Here is a 16,621-nt window from a genome sequence, read left to right as displayed (position 1 = left end):
TCGGAGAACAACTCCAACCCTTTCGCCGGCCCTTCCTTAATAAGAAGGTGCTGGCGAATTCTCATTTTTCAAGCATGCCAGGGTGCTGAACATCCCCTTAGCGGAATGAAAAGAGTCTGGACTAATCACTCATAAAATTAGATTTTCAAGGAGAGTCGAACATGGAATTGATACAACAGTTAATTAACGGGGTTTCATTAGGAAGTATTTATGCCCTTATCGCTCTCGGATATACGATGGTTTACGGGATTGTTAAATTGATAAACTTCGCACATGGCGATGTATTCATGGTCGGCTCATTCGTTGGGTTTTACTCAATAACGGTCCTTGATCTGTCATTCGTGCCCGCCCTATTAATCTCGATGACGGTCTGTGCTCTGTTTGGAGTATTGATCGAACGTATCGCGTACAAGCCATTGCGTAACGCAACACGTATCGCGGCACTTATCACTGCCATCGGTGTTTCCCTTTTGATCGAATACGGATTCATCTACGTCCGCGGTGCACAGCCGGAAGCTTATCCGAATGATGTATTGCCGACAGACAAGTTCAATATTTTTGGAGTTTCCATCAATAGTCAATCGATTTTGATTTTTGGAGTGGCTGTAGTCTTGATGATCATCCTTCAAATCATCGTTCATAAATCGAAAATTGGAAAAGCGATGCGTGCCGTTTCCTACGATGCGGATGCAGCTAAGCTGATGGGTATAAATGTCGATAACACGATTTCTGCCACCTTTGCAATCGGTTCCGCATTGGCTGGGGCAGCGGGCGTCATTTTCGGTATTTACTATATTAAGATCGAGCCGCTCATGGGTGTGCTTCCGGGATTGAAGGCATTCGTTGCCGCCGTACTTGGAGGGATCGGGATTATACCGGGCGCGATGGTCGGAGGCCTATTGCTAGGTGTCATCGAAGCTTTGGTCAGTGCCGCCGGTTACTCATTATGGCGTGATGCTGTAGCCTTCGTCGTACTGATTCTTATCTTGATTTTCATGCCACAAGGCTTATTCGGTAAAAACAAAAAAGAAAAAGTATAGGGGAGACAAAGCAATGACTACAATTAAGCGAGCAAAAGGTTTTTGGCTCTCGATTTCACTATCATTGATCTTTTTCGCCGTAGTTCAAGTGTTAATCGGCGGCGGATCGCTAAATCCTTTTTATCAAAATACGCTCATGTTCATCGGGATCAATATCATTCTGGCAGCGAGCCTGCACTTGATCATCGGGATAACCGGGCAGTTCTCCATCGGGCATGCCGGATTCCTGGCAGTTGGTGCCTATGCTTCAGCCGTCATGACGATGAAGCTTGAAATGCCATTTTATGCGGCATTGATAGTCGGCGGTTTGGCGTCAGCGCTGGCAGGATTGATCATCGGAATTCCAAGCTTACGCTTAAAAGGTGACTATCTGGCGATTGCGACCCTGGGTTTTGGGGAAATCGTCCGGATCATGCTTTTGAATATCGATTATGTCGGCGGGGCGAGCGGCATGCAGGTTTCCCATTTGACCACTTGGCCGTGGGTATTCGCTTCCGTCATCGTAACGATCATCGTCATCCGAAACTTTACTAGCTCGACTCACGGAAGAGCCTGCATATCGATCCGCGAGGACGAAACGGCTGCCGATTCAATGGGAATCAACACGACCTATTACAAAGTTGTCGCCTTTGCCATCGGTGCTTTTTTTGCCGGTATCGCTGGGGGGCTTTACGCTCATAACTTCTATATCATCCAGCCATCGAACTTTGGATTCCTGAAATCATTTGATATTTTGATCCTTGTCGTACTTGGCGGTCTTGGAAGTCTTTCCGGTGCCGTATTGGCAGCGATATTACTGACGGTAGTAACGACTTTCCTGCAGGATTATCCGGAAACACGAATGATCATCTACAGTCTTGTGCTTATCGTGATGATGCTCTATCGCCCGCAAGGTTTAATGGGTACCAAAGAAATAACATCCATGTTCAAACGTAAAGGAGGAAGCAGCCATGAAAAAAATAAAAACACCGCTGCTTAAAGTCGATTCGGTCGGCATCCAGTTCGGAGGGCTTAAAGCCGTTTCTGATGTTAACGTCGAATTATATCCAGGAGAACTAATTGGCTTGATCGGGCCGAACGGCGCTGGAAAAACCACTTTCTTTAACTTGCTGACAGGAGTTTACGTCCCGACGGAGGGCACCATTTCTTTGGAAGGTGAGAACTTAAGAAAACTGCCTCCATATAAAATCACGCAAAAAGGGATCAGCCGGACATTCCAGAACATTCGCTTATTCAGCGAACTATCGGTGATCGATAATGTAAAAGTGGCCTATCATTCGCTTTCGAAGCATGGCATCTTAAGTTCGATCTTCCGCATGCCGATCCATTTTAAAGGCGAAAAGGAAATGGATGAAAAAGCGATTGAGTTCCTGAAGATCTTCAACCTTGATCAATATAAGGATGAAAAGGCAAAGAACCTGCCATATGGTAAACAAAGACGTTTGGAGATTGCCCGTGCACTTGCCGCCAACCCGAAACTGCTTTTGCTCGATGAACCGGCAGCGGGGATGAACCCCCAGGAAACGCACGAACTCATGAACCTGATTGCCCTCATCCGTGAGAAATTCGATTTGACCGTATTATTGATTGAACATGATATGCCGCTCGTCATGGGTGTTTGCGAACGCATATATGTACTCGATCACGGACAGCTGATCGCTCAAGGAAAGCCAGAGGAAATCCGTAACAATCCAAAAGTCATCGAGGCCTATCTGGGCGAGGAGGTTTCATAATGTTAAAAATCGAGGACATCAACGTCTATTACGGAAACATTCAAGCCTTGAAAGGAATCTCGCTTTCTATTAACGAAGGCGAAATCGTAACTCTGATCGGGGCGAACGGAGCCGGGAAAAGCACGTTGCTGAAGAGCATTTCCGGCCTATTAAAACCAAAACAAGGGAAGATCATATACGAAGGGGATTCCATCGGAGGGAAGGCAGCACAATCCATCGTGAAAATGGGCATTTCCCATGTCCCTGAAGGCCGGCGGGTCTTTGCTAACATGACCGTCGAAGAAAACCTTCAGCTTGGTGCTTATCTGCGCAAGGATAAGGCAGGCATCAAGCAGGACATGGAGAAAGTCTATGAATTGTTCCCGCGTTTGCTGGAGCGTCTGAAACAGCAATCCGGAACCCTTTCCGGCGGGGAACAGCAAATGCTCGCGATGGGCAGGGCACTCATGGCCAAGCCCCGGCTTCTGTTACTGGACGAGCCATCGATGGGACTTGCTCCATTATTGGTGAAGCAAATCTTTCATATCATCGAAGAAATCAATAAAACAGGTACGACGATTCTGCTGGTCGAACAAAATGCCAACTTAGCACTATCCATCGCTGACAGAGCCTATGTTGTCGAAACCGGCCGAATCGTCCTATCAGGCAAATCAGAGGAACTGACCGCAAGCGAAGAAATCAAGAATGCCTATTTAGGCGGACATTAAACCTGTTACAGACTGCAGACGAACTCGAGGAAAAAGCGAGTTTGGCTGCAGTTTTTTTATTTTAAAAAGGTTCCAGTTGATTTCAGAAATCCGCTCCCTTTCCGCCGACTGTCTGCCAAGCCTCCTCGCCTAGCGGCTGCGGTGTCTCGGCTAGCCAGTAATTCGGCAGGAGTGTCGCAAATTTCTTCCATCCAATAAGGATTACAGTAAAAAAACATAAAGAATAATCTAGTCTTGTTTAAAATCATGGTTTAGGATTAGACCAATCGGAACTCCCAGACTGACTGGAGATATATTCGAGGAAAAGCGAGTTTGCTTGCAAGTTTTTTTAAAAAAAGATTTCAGTTGATTTCAGAAATCCGCTCCCTTTCCGCCGACTGTCTGCCAAGCCTCCTCGCCTAGCGGCTGCGGTGTCTCGGCTAGCCAGTAATTCGGCAGGAGTGTCGCAAATTTCTTCCATCCAATAAGGATTACAGTAAAAAAACATGAAGAATAATCTAGTCTTGTTTTAAAATCATGGTTTAGGATTAGACCAATCGGAACTCCCAGACTGACTGGAGATATATTCGAGGAAAATCGAGAGCCGAGGGGCTCCCGGACCGCCCGCGGAAAGCGAATGCCTGGAGTGGAAATCAACGGTTCGAGTTTTACAAACCAAAAAAACTGCAGCCAAACTCGCAGGAGTCTCGCGCCTCGTAGATAGAACCCCATGCCCATCAAGCTAAGATTTTTAATTACCACATAACGAAAGGTTTACCCCTCCACAGTTATTTATGAGATTTTGGCTCATTTTTTCGTTTTTGGGAACAATTTATTTCTTAAGTTGATGGGTAAGTATGATTCCCCCTATATAACAAAGAAGGAACCTATCATATTTCATGATAGGTTCCTTCTTTAAATGCAATAACATTATCTTTAGAATCGTTTCCGTTTTCATAAAGGTCTTACAAAGTCGGATTTTTTGTATTATTTTAGCTGGATGTTGGTTTCTCATCAGCATTCAATTTTTTCATGATTCAATCTATGAATAAAATATCTACTGCTGTTTGTTGGGTAGTGCATGATAGCCAAAGGCTAAATCCAGCAAAGCACTTGCTTCTTGACGCAGTAACAAATCCTTCGGACGGAAGGTTAAGGATCCGTCAGCATTGATGGAAGTATCAGGGTCTAGAATTCCTTGGGAGGCAAGTGCCTGAATCGATTGAATTGCCCAGTCATCCGCAGCATCAAGTAATTTAACTTTAATAGCTTTGTCAGGTTGAATCGGTTTCATGTCATGAATTTGCTTTAAGTTTTGAATCATGGTTGCTGCGACCTGTCGGGTAATCGGAGTAGAACGGTCATACCCTGGAATTCCTTTCATAACTTTTTCCCTTGCCACCTTGGAGTCGTCTGGAAAACCGTTCCATCCATAAGCAAGTAACAACGTATCCGCAAACTCTCCTTGTGTCATGATGTCCATCGGTTTGAATAGATTACCTGTTTTAGCACCCATAATATTTAGAGCATGAAGATTATCAATGTGACTTCTATAGTTACTCTTTTGTGAAACGTCATCAAAAGGTGGTTTGTTGTTAAATCTCTGGGCATCTGCTACAAAATCAAGGCTTTTAGGAGAGTTGTAGTGAAAATATGCGATTTCTCCAGCTGAATTCTTTTTGAAAGCAACTTTGCTGCCTTCCGAATCTTCAAATAACAACGGATGAATCATTTTGAGAACTTGTTTTCCAAATCCACTCTCCATGACCAAGTTCCCATTTTCATAAGTGAAATGAGTGCGAAGTGCAGCGAAACGCGTATTTTGGAATAAGCCGAAGTATTTATGAGCTTCTTTTTCCTCTAACGGGAGATAACTTGTTTTTCCTTCATTCTTCTTAGCAGGGAAATAGTGATCCATGAGAGTTTCATATATGTCTACACTCATCATTGAATCATTATTGTAAGACATGAAGAATGCTGTTTTTTGTTCAGGCACTAAAATCAGCAGTGATTGATGTCCAGGCATGCTTCCACCTTTTATTACAACGTGTTGTCCGTTAGCAAATTCATTAAAAGGCGTTTCAAATCCAATTGTTGCAACAGGAATCGTCTTATCATCAAAAACTTGATAGGCATGCATCATATCCAAGCTTTTTTTACTTACAATTTCCTTGTCTTTAAACTTTCCTTTCTGTAGTTGCATAATCATGTATTTTGACATGTCTTCTGCAGTAGATAAAATGCCTCCTTGTGGTGTATCCCTTAAACCGCTTCCGCTTGCTGGAATCGGATCGCCAGTGGGACCATAAGGTGTGGCCATTTTTTCGAGAAGATCAGGCGTAAAGCTCATGCTTGTAGATTTCATATCTAATGGTTTGAAAATATTCTTTTCCATATATTTCGAGAAAGGGGTGTTGGCAGCATTCTCCACTGCAAACCCTGCGAGCGCAAATCCGACGTTGTCATACGTATAAACTTCTCCTGGTGGCCGTACCACAGTTGGCATTTGTTTAGAGAAAAATTCTTTCATCGGCATACTATTATTATTATTAATATATTCAGGTCCAGTTATGTTTGTAAGATCGGGAAAATCCACCCCGCTGGTATATGTGAGCATATCAAACAGGGTAAGAGGTTTCCCAGTTTGATTAGGCATTTTTAATCCGCCAAAATATTTTTGTACGTCTTGATCTAGTTTAAGCTTTCCTTTATCGACTTGCTGCATCACAGCCAAAGCAGTAAAGGTTTTCGTGACTGAACCGATTTGAAAGACCGTGTCCTTAGTGACGGGGATTTTCTTTTCTTTATCGGCATATCCATACCCTTTATTGACAACGACCTTTCCATCATGAACGACGACAAAACTAGAACCGTTCACATTGAACTTCTTCATTTTTTCTTCAAATAACGGATCAGCAAAAGATTCTATTTCTTTTTTATTATTAGGTCCTTTCGTCATTTGGATATTAGCCGTGGATTCCGATGGTTTTGATTTTCCTGCTTCTAACGATTGTTGGGAACACGCAGAAATCATGGTTGAAGAAGTAAGAAGAATGGCAACGATCCCCAGTTTGTTAATTGCTTTTTTCATTTTTGTACGCTCCTTTAATTGATTGAAATTTTTTGTTAGCACAACGAGTTAGCGGCTCGTTAGCGTATGAACAAAGTGTAGCAAGCGGCGAGTCATAGTCGATAGTGAGCTTTTGTCATATTTATAAAGAACAACAAAAAATGAGTGGGAAACGGCTGTATTAATAGCTATGTCATAGAAACCATGACATTTTGACACTACCGTATGTGACAGAAAAACACCTAGAATCAAAGAGCAGTTTTTAACGCACTAACAATAAAGGAGGAGGGGAGATTTTCATTGTGCATGATAAAAATATGAAGAGGCGTGAAAGGGGGGAAACAGGTATGACCTACATTGGTGGAGATAAAGCCGTTTGGTTAATACGACAGCAAATAACTACCAATACAATATGAATGGAGGAGAGGAATATCTTTATGAAAAAGCAATGTCAAATTACATCTACAGGTTTAGTCCTTTTAATGACTGGAAGTTCTCTGTTAAACACAACACCAACTTCAATTGTAAAAGCAGAGCCTACTCAAAATGTATCTAGTTCGTTACAAACAAGTACCCAACGAGATTGTACTTCTATTAAGCAAGCAATGCGGGATACACTGCAACTTGGATACCCTGGGATACTTGCTGAAATTCATAAGGGCGGAAAAACGTGGAGTTATGCCGCTGGGATAGCGGATCTTAGCACCAAGAAACCAATGAAAACGGATTTTCGCTTTCGCATTGGCAGTGTGACGAAGACGTTCATCGCAACAGTGCTACTCCAATTAGCTGGAGAGAACCGCTTGAATCTAGACGACTCCATTGAAAAATGGTTGCCTGGTGTCATTCAAGGAAACGGATATGATAGTAACCAGATTACTATCCGGCAGATATTGAATCACACAAGTGGTATCGCTGACTACATAAAGTCAAAAGACTTTGATATTAAGGATACAAAAAAATCGTATACAGCTGAAGAATTCGTAAAGATGGGGGTTTCTCTTCCCCCAGACTTTGCTCCAGGAAAGGGCTGGTCTTATTCAAACACAGGATACGTATTACTGGGCATCCTTATTGAAAAAGTGACTGGAAACAGCTATGCGGAAGAGGTTGAAAATCGGATTATTGAACCGCTTGAATTGTCAAATACATTCCTGCCTGGCAATTCAACGGTTATTCCAGGCACCAAGCATGCCCGTGGATATGAAAGTTATGACGGAGAAAGTGTGCTAAAAGACGTTACGTATTCTAACCCAGGTAGCTCGGATGGAGATTTGATTTCTACTGCTGACGATTTAAACAAATTTTTCTCTTACTTACTCAGTGGCAAATTACTAAAGGAACAGCAACTAAACCAAATGCTTACTACAGTTCCTACTGGAATAGAAGGGATCGATGGATATGGTCTTGGAATCTATGAAACTAAGCTTCCAAACCACGTCTCGATATGGGGACACGGAGGCGGTGTTCCAGGGTTTTCTACTTTTGCTGGAGGCACACTTGGAGGCAAGCATACATTGGCTATCAATTTGAATGGCCATAAAGCTAATGGTGGTTCTGATCCTTTTAAAAATATTTTACTTGCTGAATTTAGCAAGTAGACAAAAAGGAAAGTCAGGCAAATTTTGTTATAGTTAATATACCTTTCTGGTTCAGAAAACACCTTACTTTTAAAAAGAATTAAGTTGGTAAATGCTATTAAGCTAATCAAACAAAATCCTACGTAACATGAAAAAACGTTATTCTTTCTCTAGAATCAAAGGAAAGGCTAGCGTTTTTTTTGTTGTGCAATTAAGTTAATTTAACTAGATAAAAAGGTTAGTAAAACCGAATCGGACGGTATACAATCTAGTTAGGAGTAATAGTAGAATTGGTTCATGGTATAACCTCATCGATAGCTATTCTTAATCATATTTTTTGGAGTGATTGTATGCACAAGCTTATTAAGGCCATATTGCCGGTATTATTACTGTTTATGATTCTGCCAATCTACCAGCCAGATGCTGTATCTGCGGAAGAGACGCCGCAATCTGATGGTGTCATCGTCAAGTATAAAGAGACGAGCGATGAGCCGATCAACGAGTTGATAGAAAAGGTGGAGGTTCCTAAAGGGGAATCAACCGATAACCTGATCGAGGAACTTGAAGAACAGAAAGATGTGGAATATGCAGAACCAAACTATCTGTTCAAGAAGATGGAAAGTCCGAACGATCCAGCCTACATAGACCAGTGGCACCATAAAAAGCTTGGTACGAGTGCAGCGTGGACGAAGTCAATGGGATCGAAGGAGCTGATCGTGGCGATCATTGACGACGGTATCGATCGCAACCACGAAGATTTAAAAGGGAGGATCGTCAATGCCTATGATACGATACGCAATCGGAAGCATATCGTCCCAAAAGGGGAGCATGGAACGCATATCGCTGGTATCATTGCCGGTTCTGCGAACAACGGCATAGGCGGAGCGGGTGTTGCTCCGAACGTTAAACTAATGCCGATCAACGTCTTTGATGGAGAGTATGCCGATACGGCCGATATCATTGACGCGATACATTATGCCGTTCAGCAAAAGGCAAACATCATCAATATGAGTTTAGGCGACACCAGTTATTCGGAGTCCTTGAACAAGGCCGTCCAGGAAGCCTATAAAAAAGGCGTACTGATCGTCGCAGCTGCCGGGAATGAAGGGGATATGGGGAAAAATGTACAGCGTGTGTACCCAGCTGCATTCAGCCATGTCATTTCCGTTGCTGCCACTAACTCAAGTGACAAACGTCCGAGTTATTCCAACTACCATTCAACAGTCGATATTGCGGCCCCTGGAGATGACATCCTTTCAACCTTGCCAAATGGTAAATACGGCTGGATGAGCGGAACATCGATGGCGACGCCAATGGTGGCGGGTGTAGCGGCATTGATTTGGTCCCACGAGCCCAAGCTCAACAAAACGGAGGTTGAATACCGTCTCTATGATTCAGCCGTGGACCTAGGTACAAAAGGGAAAGACATTTACTATGGAAACGGGCGGGTCAATGCCAAAAAAGCACTGGAAATGAAGACGCTGACCAAACCGTCCGTGACTGCGATATCCGATAAGGACACCAAAATCAATGGGAAAATCCCGGCTGATTTTAAAACGGGGACCGTCTCCATTTATACCGACAAAAAACAACTCGCCACAGTGAAAATCAACGGCGAAAAAACGTTTACAGCGACCATCGCAAAACAAACAGCCGGCACGACCATCTTTACTAGGCTCATCGATAAATCGGGAAATAAAAGTATACCCGTTTCATTTAAAGTGGCAGATAAAACGGCTCCTGCTAGACCGTCCGTAAATACGGTAGGTGACAATACCGTAAAAGTAACCGGCAAAGCGGAAGCGAGCTCTTCCGTTACCGTCAAAACCGGCAAAACGGTTCTAGGCAAAGCAAATTCCAACAGCGCAGGGAATTTCACCGTAACGATGTCAAAAAAACAAAAAGCCGGAAAAGTCCTATCCGTTACAGCAACCGATAAAGCGGGCAATACAAGCTCGATCAAAACCGTGACCGTCGCAGACAAAACGGCACCAAGTAAACCGACGGTCAACACAGTCACGACAAAAACGACAATAGTAACCGGAAAGGCAGAAGCTAACTCCACAGTGTACATCAGAGCATCAAAAAAAGTGATCGGCTCTGCAACAGCAACGACCAAAGGTACATTCTCGGTTAGAATCCCTAAGCAAAAAGCCGGAAAGAACCTATATATTCATGCCAAAGACAAAGCGAAAAACGTAAGCGAAGCAAGAAAAGTAACAGTTAAAAAGTGATAGAAAAACAGGAACAGCCCCCAATAATCTGATTGGGGGCTGTTCTTGTTTCAATTGAAGGGGGGAAACGAAACCGTTTTGGGCAAAAAATAAGCGATAGCCAAAACAAGATAAGCAGTCGAGGAAAATGAATGTAATGAAGGTGACGTGCAACTTTGCAGAAATTCAATAAATCAGATCTTATTGAAAATGCTATTCGTTTTAATAGAAAAATACAAATAAGGTGCTGCCATTACGTAGCACCTCAGTTCTTTAAAAATTATAGTAGCCATACAAAATCCAAACCATTTATTCTTTCTTTGATTGTAACCAGTCTAAAAAGTCATCCCTGAAAACCCTTTTGGACCTTTTTAAACGAATTAAAGGAAAATCGGGATTTCCCATGTATTCATCAGCTGTTCTTTCACTAACATTTAAATAAGCTGCCAAATGCTCTACAGTTAATAATTCCGGCAGTTGTGAAATCTCATCCGTTTCGTTCGTTATTATTTCTTCCCTTCTTTCATGATTTACGTAATTTATATGCCCTTCTCCCATGCAAACTGCTACTTTCTTAGAACACTTGGGACACGTCAGTGTATCAATTCTATCTTCCATTACAGAAAAACGAGATACTACGCCAAATAGTGTTAAACAACTTTCACATAAATAAGTATATACACCTTCCACTTTCAAATGTATCACTCCTTAGACTTATCATTTGTTAAACTAACAAATTTTATAAGGAGCTAAGTATGATATGTGGTAGGCTTAAACGCTTGGTCTATATTCCCTATATAATATCACGGAGAAATGCTTGAATCATTGGAAGATAAACGGGCTAATCCTTGCTTCAATGTAAAGTGCACACATGCAATTAATAATAATCATATTTTCACTCATATTCCAAGGGAATTAAAATCACATTTAGGTCAATTATTAAAACAATGTTACTAATTGTAAAAAGTGTGTTAAAATAAATTTTATGTTTAAAAAGACCCTTGTTTTTTTATAAAGTTGTAACAATAAGTACATCGTACTAGAGGCTGATGATGCTTAATAAGGGATGGTAAAAAATCGCATTATCATATAGTTAAAGACTCTAAAAATTTTGCAGATTATATTATCTACTCAAGTTTCTCACCTTAAAAACTTAAACTCTACAGAACTTTATCAAGGCTCTAGCTATAGGGTAACATTTGTGACGAAGTCAACGAACTCGATTTTGCTGTTCATTGGAGCAGTTGTTCGAGCTACTTTAAGATGCCTTGAAGTACGAATAAATAAACACTGAAACTAATGAAAAGTTGAGTTACCTATCTCAAATTCGAGATATTTTTCCATTTCTTAGAAATACTGGGGATATTTTTGGGGACTAAAACAAGATTGATATACAACCATATTCGAGCTTATATAACGGTTGAACAACATATGGTTCTTTTCCAAGCAAAAGATAAAAAACATTACGATTTTACTTATAGACAAGAGAGGGAGAACCAAAAGATGAGAGTTAAAAAAGCTATTATTCCAGCTGCAGGTCTCGGAACAAGATTTTTACCTGCAACCAAAGCCATTCCAAAAGAGATGTTGCCAATTGTAGATAAGCCTACCATTCAATATGTAGTGGAAGAGGCAATAGCATCTGGAATTGAAGATATCATTATTGTAACTGGAAAAGGAAAGCGGTCTATTGAAGATCATTTTGATTACGCTGTGGAATTGGAACAGAATCTTTTAGAAAAAGGGAAAAATGACTTGCTTGAAAAGGTACAAGCGTCTTCCAAGGTAAATATTCATTATATAAGACAAAAAGAACCACGTGGTCTTGGTCATGCAGTATGGTGTGCTCGTAAATTTATTGGAAATGAACCATTTGCAGTCCTACTAGGAGATGACATTGTCCAGGCTGAAACACCTTGTTTGGAACAACTCATAAATGAGTATGAAAGAACTTCTTCATCTGTAATTGGTGTACAAACAGTACCTGAAAATCAGACACATCGTTATGGAATTGTTGACCCTCTAATGAAAGAAGGTAATTGTTACCAAGTTCTTAACTTTGTAGAAAAGCCTTCTCCAGGTACAGCACCATCTAACTTAGCAATCATGGGACGATATATATTAACACCTGAAATCTTCATGTTATTAGAACAACAAGAGGTTGGAGCTGGTGGAGAAATCCAGTTAACCGATGCAATACAACAATTAAACCAAATTCAAAGTGTTTTCGCTTACGATTTCGAAGGTACAAGATATGATGTCGGAGAGAAATTAGGATTTATTCAAACTACTATAGAATTTGCATTGCAAAATGAAGAGTTAAAGAAAGATCTTCTTGGATATTTAAAAGGCATTTTAGAAAAAGAAGAGCTGTTACAGGTTAACTAATTTAATTTATATTTCTCTGTCCCGCACGGAGAATTTCTAGAGGTATTAGGCTAGTTACTACTGGCTTTTTCTTCGTGTGGGAATTAGAGAAAAATCGTAAAGAGTAAAGTGAAACAGTAACCTTTCATCAAGGAGAGAGCATTTTGGCAATTAAGAATCGTGACGATTATAACATTTATCTAGAATCTGATTTAGTAGCAAGAAAGTTGAAAAAGTGGAAGTACAGCTATAAAGTAATGCATCCAGAACTTTATTTCCAACGTCTACTTAGGAAATCAGAGTATTTAAAGACTAAGAAATTAAACAGTTCATTTTCCATGTGGAGATATAACAGGTCATTGAGAAAACTTAAAAAGGTAGGATCTATGCTAGGAATATCAATACATCCAGTGTCCTTCGGTCCAGGGTTAAAGATACCTCACAGTGGTTCTGTAATTGTTAATAAGAAGGCTCGAATCGGTAAGAATTGTGAAATTCATTCTGGAGTTAACATTGGAGCTCATAAAGGTCAGGTTCCTAAAATCGGAAATAATGTGTACATAGGACCTGGCGCCAAGATATTTGGGGGTATCAAAATCGGCAACAATGTTGCAATTGGTGCTAATTCAGTAGTAACCAAAGACGTACCTGATAATGTCACCGTTGTAGGTATTCCAGCTAAAATAATTTCTAGAAATACAGAAACTCAAGTTTTAAAAGCATATGACAAAGTGAAAAAGAAATACATGAATAAAAAATAAAATTTTTGCTATCTCTTCATATGAGCCAATGTTAATCAAATCAGGAAATTCAATCAACATCAGTGCTTCCCTTTACAATTAGAGCTAATCATACAAAAGATAATAAGTGTATGGCTATGGGGAAAATAAGGAGGAGTAGGAGTATCAAAATGCGTGAGAGAAAAGAAAATGAACTGGCATTTAATAATGTCACCTGGGATGGGGTAAATCTACAAATTACTTTTGCTAAAGAAATTTTAGATAATATAGATACATTTCAACTTCAAATTCAAAGTCGGTATAGTAATAAGAAAAGAATTGTATCTTACAAGCGTAAAGCGTTATTAAAGGAGCACATAATTATAATTCCTTTAAAGGAACTTGAAGGGTTAGACAAGGGACGTTGGGACTTCTTTATTGAAGTTGAAAGCAATAAAGATGTTCGTAAGAAGAGAATAGGCCTATATGCTGCACGTGCAGCATCTGAATTAATACGCTATTTAAAGCCCATTATTAATAATGGAACACAGGCTTTTATTCCTTATCTAACAGAAAAAAATGGTTTATCTATCCACAGCGCTAATATGCTGCAACTGGAAGACATTAGTTATAATGTTATACGTCTTTCTAAACAAGTATTGAGTGTAAAAGAAACAGATACAAAAGTATTCCTCAACTTTTCTGAGACTTTAAATAATAACATAAACGATACGAGACTTGTTATGAAAAGCGGGGACAGTGTTTTTGTTCTTCCCATGAATATAGATACTGATGGAAAAACTCTTATAGTCAGTAAAAAAGACCTTCATTCGGTTTCACTAAAAGGAAAATGGAACTTATATTTACAAATTACCAAAGGCCATATACTAGAACGCTATGGTATAAATGTTCAAGTGAAAAACCAAGATGATGAAATGAAGTTTCTTGTAAGAAAACAAGTAAAACAAATGTCCACGATTATTCAACATATTAAAGGGCAAGTGGATGCAGAAAATCTAAGGGTTGAGGATGGATATATAACATTTGATATATCGTCAAAAGAATTGAAGCATGCAAATAAGGTTGAATTTTATCTAAAGAAAAGACAAGAGCCTGAAATAATAACGCTTGATGTAAAAAGGACCGTATCCGGGGGGAAAGAACAAATCATCATTCCGGCTTCACAGTTGAAAGAAAAGATTGCTGTTATAAGCCGTTGGGATTTGTATATGGAACTCTCCCATGATCACGTGAAAGTGAACAGACGGATAGGAAACTACAACGTTATGCCTTTGTCAGAGAAAGATAAGCGTGCAGGGTATTTAATGCTAAATGAAGCCGTAGGTATATCACCATATCTGACAAAAGATAACGAGTTCTCATTATATTTTTGTACTGAAGAACAGTATATGAATTCAAAGTATCCTGCAAAAACAAAACTTCATGAAGTATCTATGAATAAGGAAGGATTACTGCAACTTACTGCCTCTATTCATGTAAAAGAAACAAATGATTTTGTAGTAGACCATGTAACACTAAGGTTACGACAGGATAAGAGCCAGGTAATTGAGGTCCCTTGTGCTAAAGAAGTGTCACAGGACAAGAATAGTAGAAAGGTCAAAGCAGAATTAAATATTAGTCAGTTAGAATTAGAGCAATTTTATTGGGATTTTTTCATTACAATTACTCTAGGTAATGGTGATAAACGCCATGTACGTCTTAACAATGATAATTATTTAATTAGTAAAAAATTGAAACATGGTATGTTTCGATATACGATAAATACCCCGGATGAATATATGATTTATCCCTATATTACTATGAATGATTGTCTGAGTTTAACCTATCGACAAATAGGTGAATTTGAGTCTTTCAAGCATAAGATTAACGAGTATACGGCCTATTTCCTATACATTCTTTTGGGTTGGTACTTTGCATGGAAGCCAATTTGGCTTATTCATGAAAAGTATTCCGAAACGGCTCAAGATAATAGTTTCTATTTCTTCAAATATTGTTATGAAAATCATTATAATAAAAAGATATACTATGTGATTAAAAAGGGATCAGCTGATGAAAAAAATTTAGCCCCCTATAAAAAGCGCATCGTTTATTTTATGAGTGTCAAACACCTCCTCCTATTACTTGGATCAAAGCTAATTGTATCTTCGGAGACAAAAGGTCACGGGTATGCATGGAGGGTTTCCCAAGGAGCTATCCGGGAATTTTTAAATGAGAAGAAATATGTGTTTTTACAACATGGAGTACTAGGTTTGAAAAGGGTCGATAATACATTTAAAGCAAATTCATCCAACGGTGCAGACCTATTTGTAGTATCCTCTGATTTTGAAAAAGAAATCGTAAAAAGCTATTTTGGATACAATGAAGAAAATGTCATTGTTACAGGCCTGTCAAGATGGGATGCATTAGAGGATAAATCGCTTCAAAATACAAAAAAAGAGATTTTCTTAATGCCTACATGGAGAAATTGGCTTGAAGAGGTAGAGGATGATAAATTTGTTTTATCTGATTATTATCATGAATATAACAGTTTAATACAATCAGAAAAGCTCTCCCAATTATTAAAGGAAAATGATATCACATTAAACTTCTATGTCCATCCAAAATTTATGCCGTATGTTGCAAATTTCACTAGTTCTCATGAGCATATTAATGTTATACAATTTGGCGAGGCAAAAATTAATGATTTAATTATGCGCTCAAGTTTATTGATTACAGATTACTCTAGCGTAGCTTGGGAGACATATTATCAAAAGAAACCCGTTCTCTTCTTTCATTTTGATTTGGATAAGTATATAGAGAATCAGGGTAGCTACATGGATTTAAGAAATGATGTTTTTGGAGAGGTTGCTTACAACTCTTCAGAGTTAGTTGATAAATTAAGAGTTTATATAAACAATGGGTTTAAAGAAAAAGAAGAATTCAGTTCAATTAGAAACAATTATTTTAAACATGTTGATCACGATAACAGCTCAAGGATTTATAAGTATATCAGTGAACGTGAAAAATCACTTGTTAAATCGGATGGAATTCTAAAAGTCTTGAAAAGAAGTTACCTTCTTAAATATGTTTGGAGAAAGTACAAGCAAAATCCAATTGTTGGCCGGATTGGCATGAGCATGTTAAATATATTAAGGTGAAAACTTGAAATGCCGTTAGTTTTAAATTTTAACGGTAAAAATAAAAGCCCCTAGG

At 39.5% G+C, this 16,621-nt stretch carries 12 protein-coding genes; 9 read left to right on the top strand and 3 right to left on the bottom strand.

Annotated elements, in window-relative coordinates:
• The first annotated feature begins 161 nt into the window (after positions 1-161).
• From OTG27_RS15190 to OTG27_RS15175, 4 genes are read left to right on the top strand one after another with little or no spacing between them, the layout of a single operon-like run.
• A complete protein-coding gene (locus OTG27_RS15190; protein WP_034308751.1) occupies positions 162-1,040 on the top strand; it encodes a branched-chain amino acid ABC transporter permease in 879 nt (292 codons plus the stop codon).
• Between the two features lie 13 nt (positions 1,041-1,053).
• Positions 1,054-2,019, top strand: a complete 966-nt coding sequence (locus OTG27_RS15185; protein ID WP_034308749.1) for a branched-chain amino acid ABC transporter permease — start codon at positions 1,054-1,056, stop codon at positions 2,017-2,019.
• Complete coding sequence (locus tag OTG27_RS15180) at positions 1,991-2,773, top strand: ABC transporter ATP-binding protein (protein ID WP_034308746.1); 783 nt, start codon at positions 1,991-1,993, stop codon at positions 2,771-2,773. Before OTG27_RS15185 ends, OTG27_RS15180 begins: the two co-directional genes overlap by 29 nt.
• Positions 2,773-3,480 carry an ABC transporter ATP-binding protein gene (locus tag OTG27_RS15175; RefSeq protein ID WP_034308744.1) on the top strand — a complete coding sequence of 236 codons (708 nt, stop codon included), beginning with the start codon at positions 2,773-2,775 and terminating at the stop codon, positions 3,478-3,480. The genes OTG27_RS15180 and OTG27_RS15175 overlap by 1 nt, the downstream gene beginning before the upstream one ends.
• A gap of 351 nt (positions 3,481-3,831) precedes the next feature.
• On the opposite strand, the gene OTG27_RS15170 is transcribed toward OTG27_RS15175, so the two are convergent.
• Together OTG27_RS15170 and OTG27_RS15165 are read right to left on the bottom strand one after the other, a co-directional pair.
• Positions 3,832-4,221 carry a hypothetical protein gene (locus tag OTG27_RS15170; RefSeq protein WP_268937348.1) on the bottom strand — a complete coding sequence of 130 codons (390 nt, stop codon included), beginning with the start codon at positions 4,219-4,221 and terminating at the stop codon, positions 3,832-3,834.
• Between the two features lie 295 nt (positions 4,222-4,516).
• Positions 4,517-6,550 (bottom strand): serine hydrolase domain-containing protein, encoded by a 2,034-nt coding sequence (locus OTG27_RS15165; RefSeq protein WP_268937347.1) that lies wholly within the window; start codon positions 6,548-6,550, stop codon positions 4,517-4,519.
• A gap of 416 nt (positions 6,551-6,966) precedes the next feature.
• Here OTG27_RS15165 and OTG27_RS15160 point away from each other — a divergent pair, with 416 nt between their 5' ends.
• The gene (locus tag OTG27_RS15160; RefSeq protein ID WP_268937346.1) at positions 6,967-8,130 is read left to right on the top strand and encodes a serine hydrolase domain-containing protein; all 1,164 of its coding nucleotides are present in this window, start codon (positions 6,967-6,969) and stop codon (positions 8,128-8,130) included.
• Positions 8,131-8,459: 329 nt separating this feature from the next.
• On the top strand, positions 8,460-10,343 hold the full coding sequence (locus OTG27_RS15155; protein WP_268937345.1) for a S8 family serine peptidase: 1,884 nt from the start codon (positions 8,460-8,462) through the stop codon (positions 10,341-10,343).
• 288 nt (positions 10,344-10,631) lie between these two features.
• Here the strand turns inward: OTG27_RS15155 and OTG27_RS15150 are convergent, their stop codons facing one another.
• Positions 10,632-11,012 (bottom strand): helix-turn-helix transcriptional regulator, encoded by a 381-nt coding sequence (locus tag OTG27_RS15150; protein ID WP_268937366.1) that lies wholly within the window; start codon positions 11,010-11,012, stop codon positions 10,632-10,634.
• 813 nt (positions 11,013-11,825) lie between these two features.
• Between OTG27_RS15150 and galU the strand changes: the two genes are divergently transcribed.
• The 3 genes from galU (at position 11,826) to OTG27_RS15135 (ending at position 16,566) form a co-directional block, all read left to right on the top strand.
• Complete coding sequence (gene galU / locus OTG27_RS15145; RefSeq protein WP_106026978.1) at positions 11,826-12,710, top strand: UTP--glucose-1-phosphate uridylyltransferase GalU; 885 nt, start codon at positions 11,826-11,828, stop codon at positions 12,708-12,710.
• 143 nt (positions 12,711-12,853) lie between these two features.
• Positions 12,854-13,450, top strand: coding sequence for a serine O-acetyltransferase (locus OTG27_RS15140; RefSeq protein ID WP_034308732.1), 597 nt, complete (start codon positions 12,854-12,856; stop codon positions 13,448-13,450).
• Between the two features lie 149 nt (positions 13,451-13,599).
• Positions 13,600-16,566 carry a CDP-glycerol glycerophosphotransferase family protein gene (locus tag OTG27_RS15135; protein ID WP_268937344.1) on the top strand — a complete coding sequence of 989 codons (2,967 nt, stop codon included), beginning with the start codon at positions 13,600-13,602 and terminating at the stop codon, positions 16,564-16,566.
• The last annotated feature ends 55 nt before the right edge of the window (positions 16,567-16,621 follow it).

The organism is Peribacillus sp. AS_2, assembly GCF_026891895.1.
Classification (GTDB): Bacteria; Bacillota; Bacilli; order Bacillales; family DSM-1321; genus Peribacillus; species Peribacillus frigoritolerans.
This window is presented reverse-complemented; position numbering and strand designations above follow the sequence as displayed.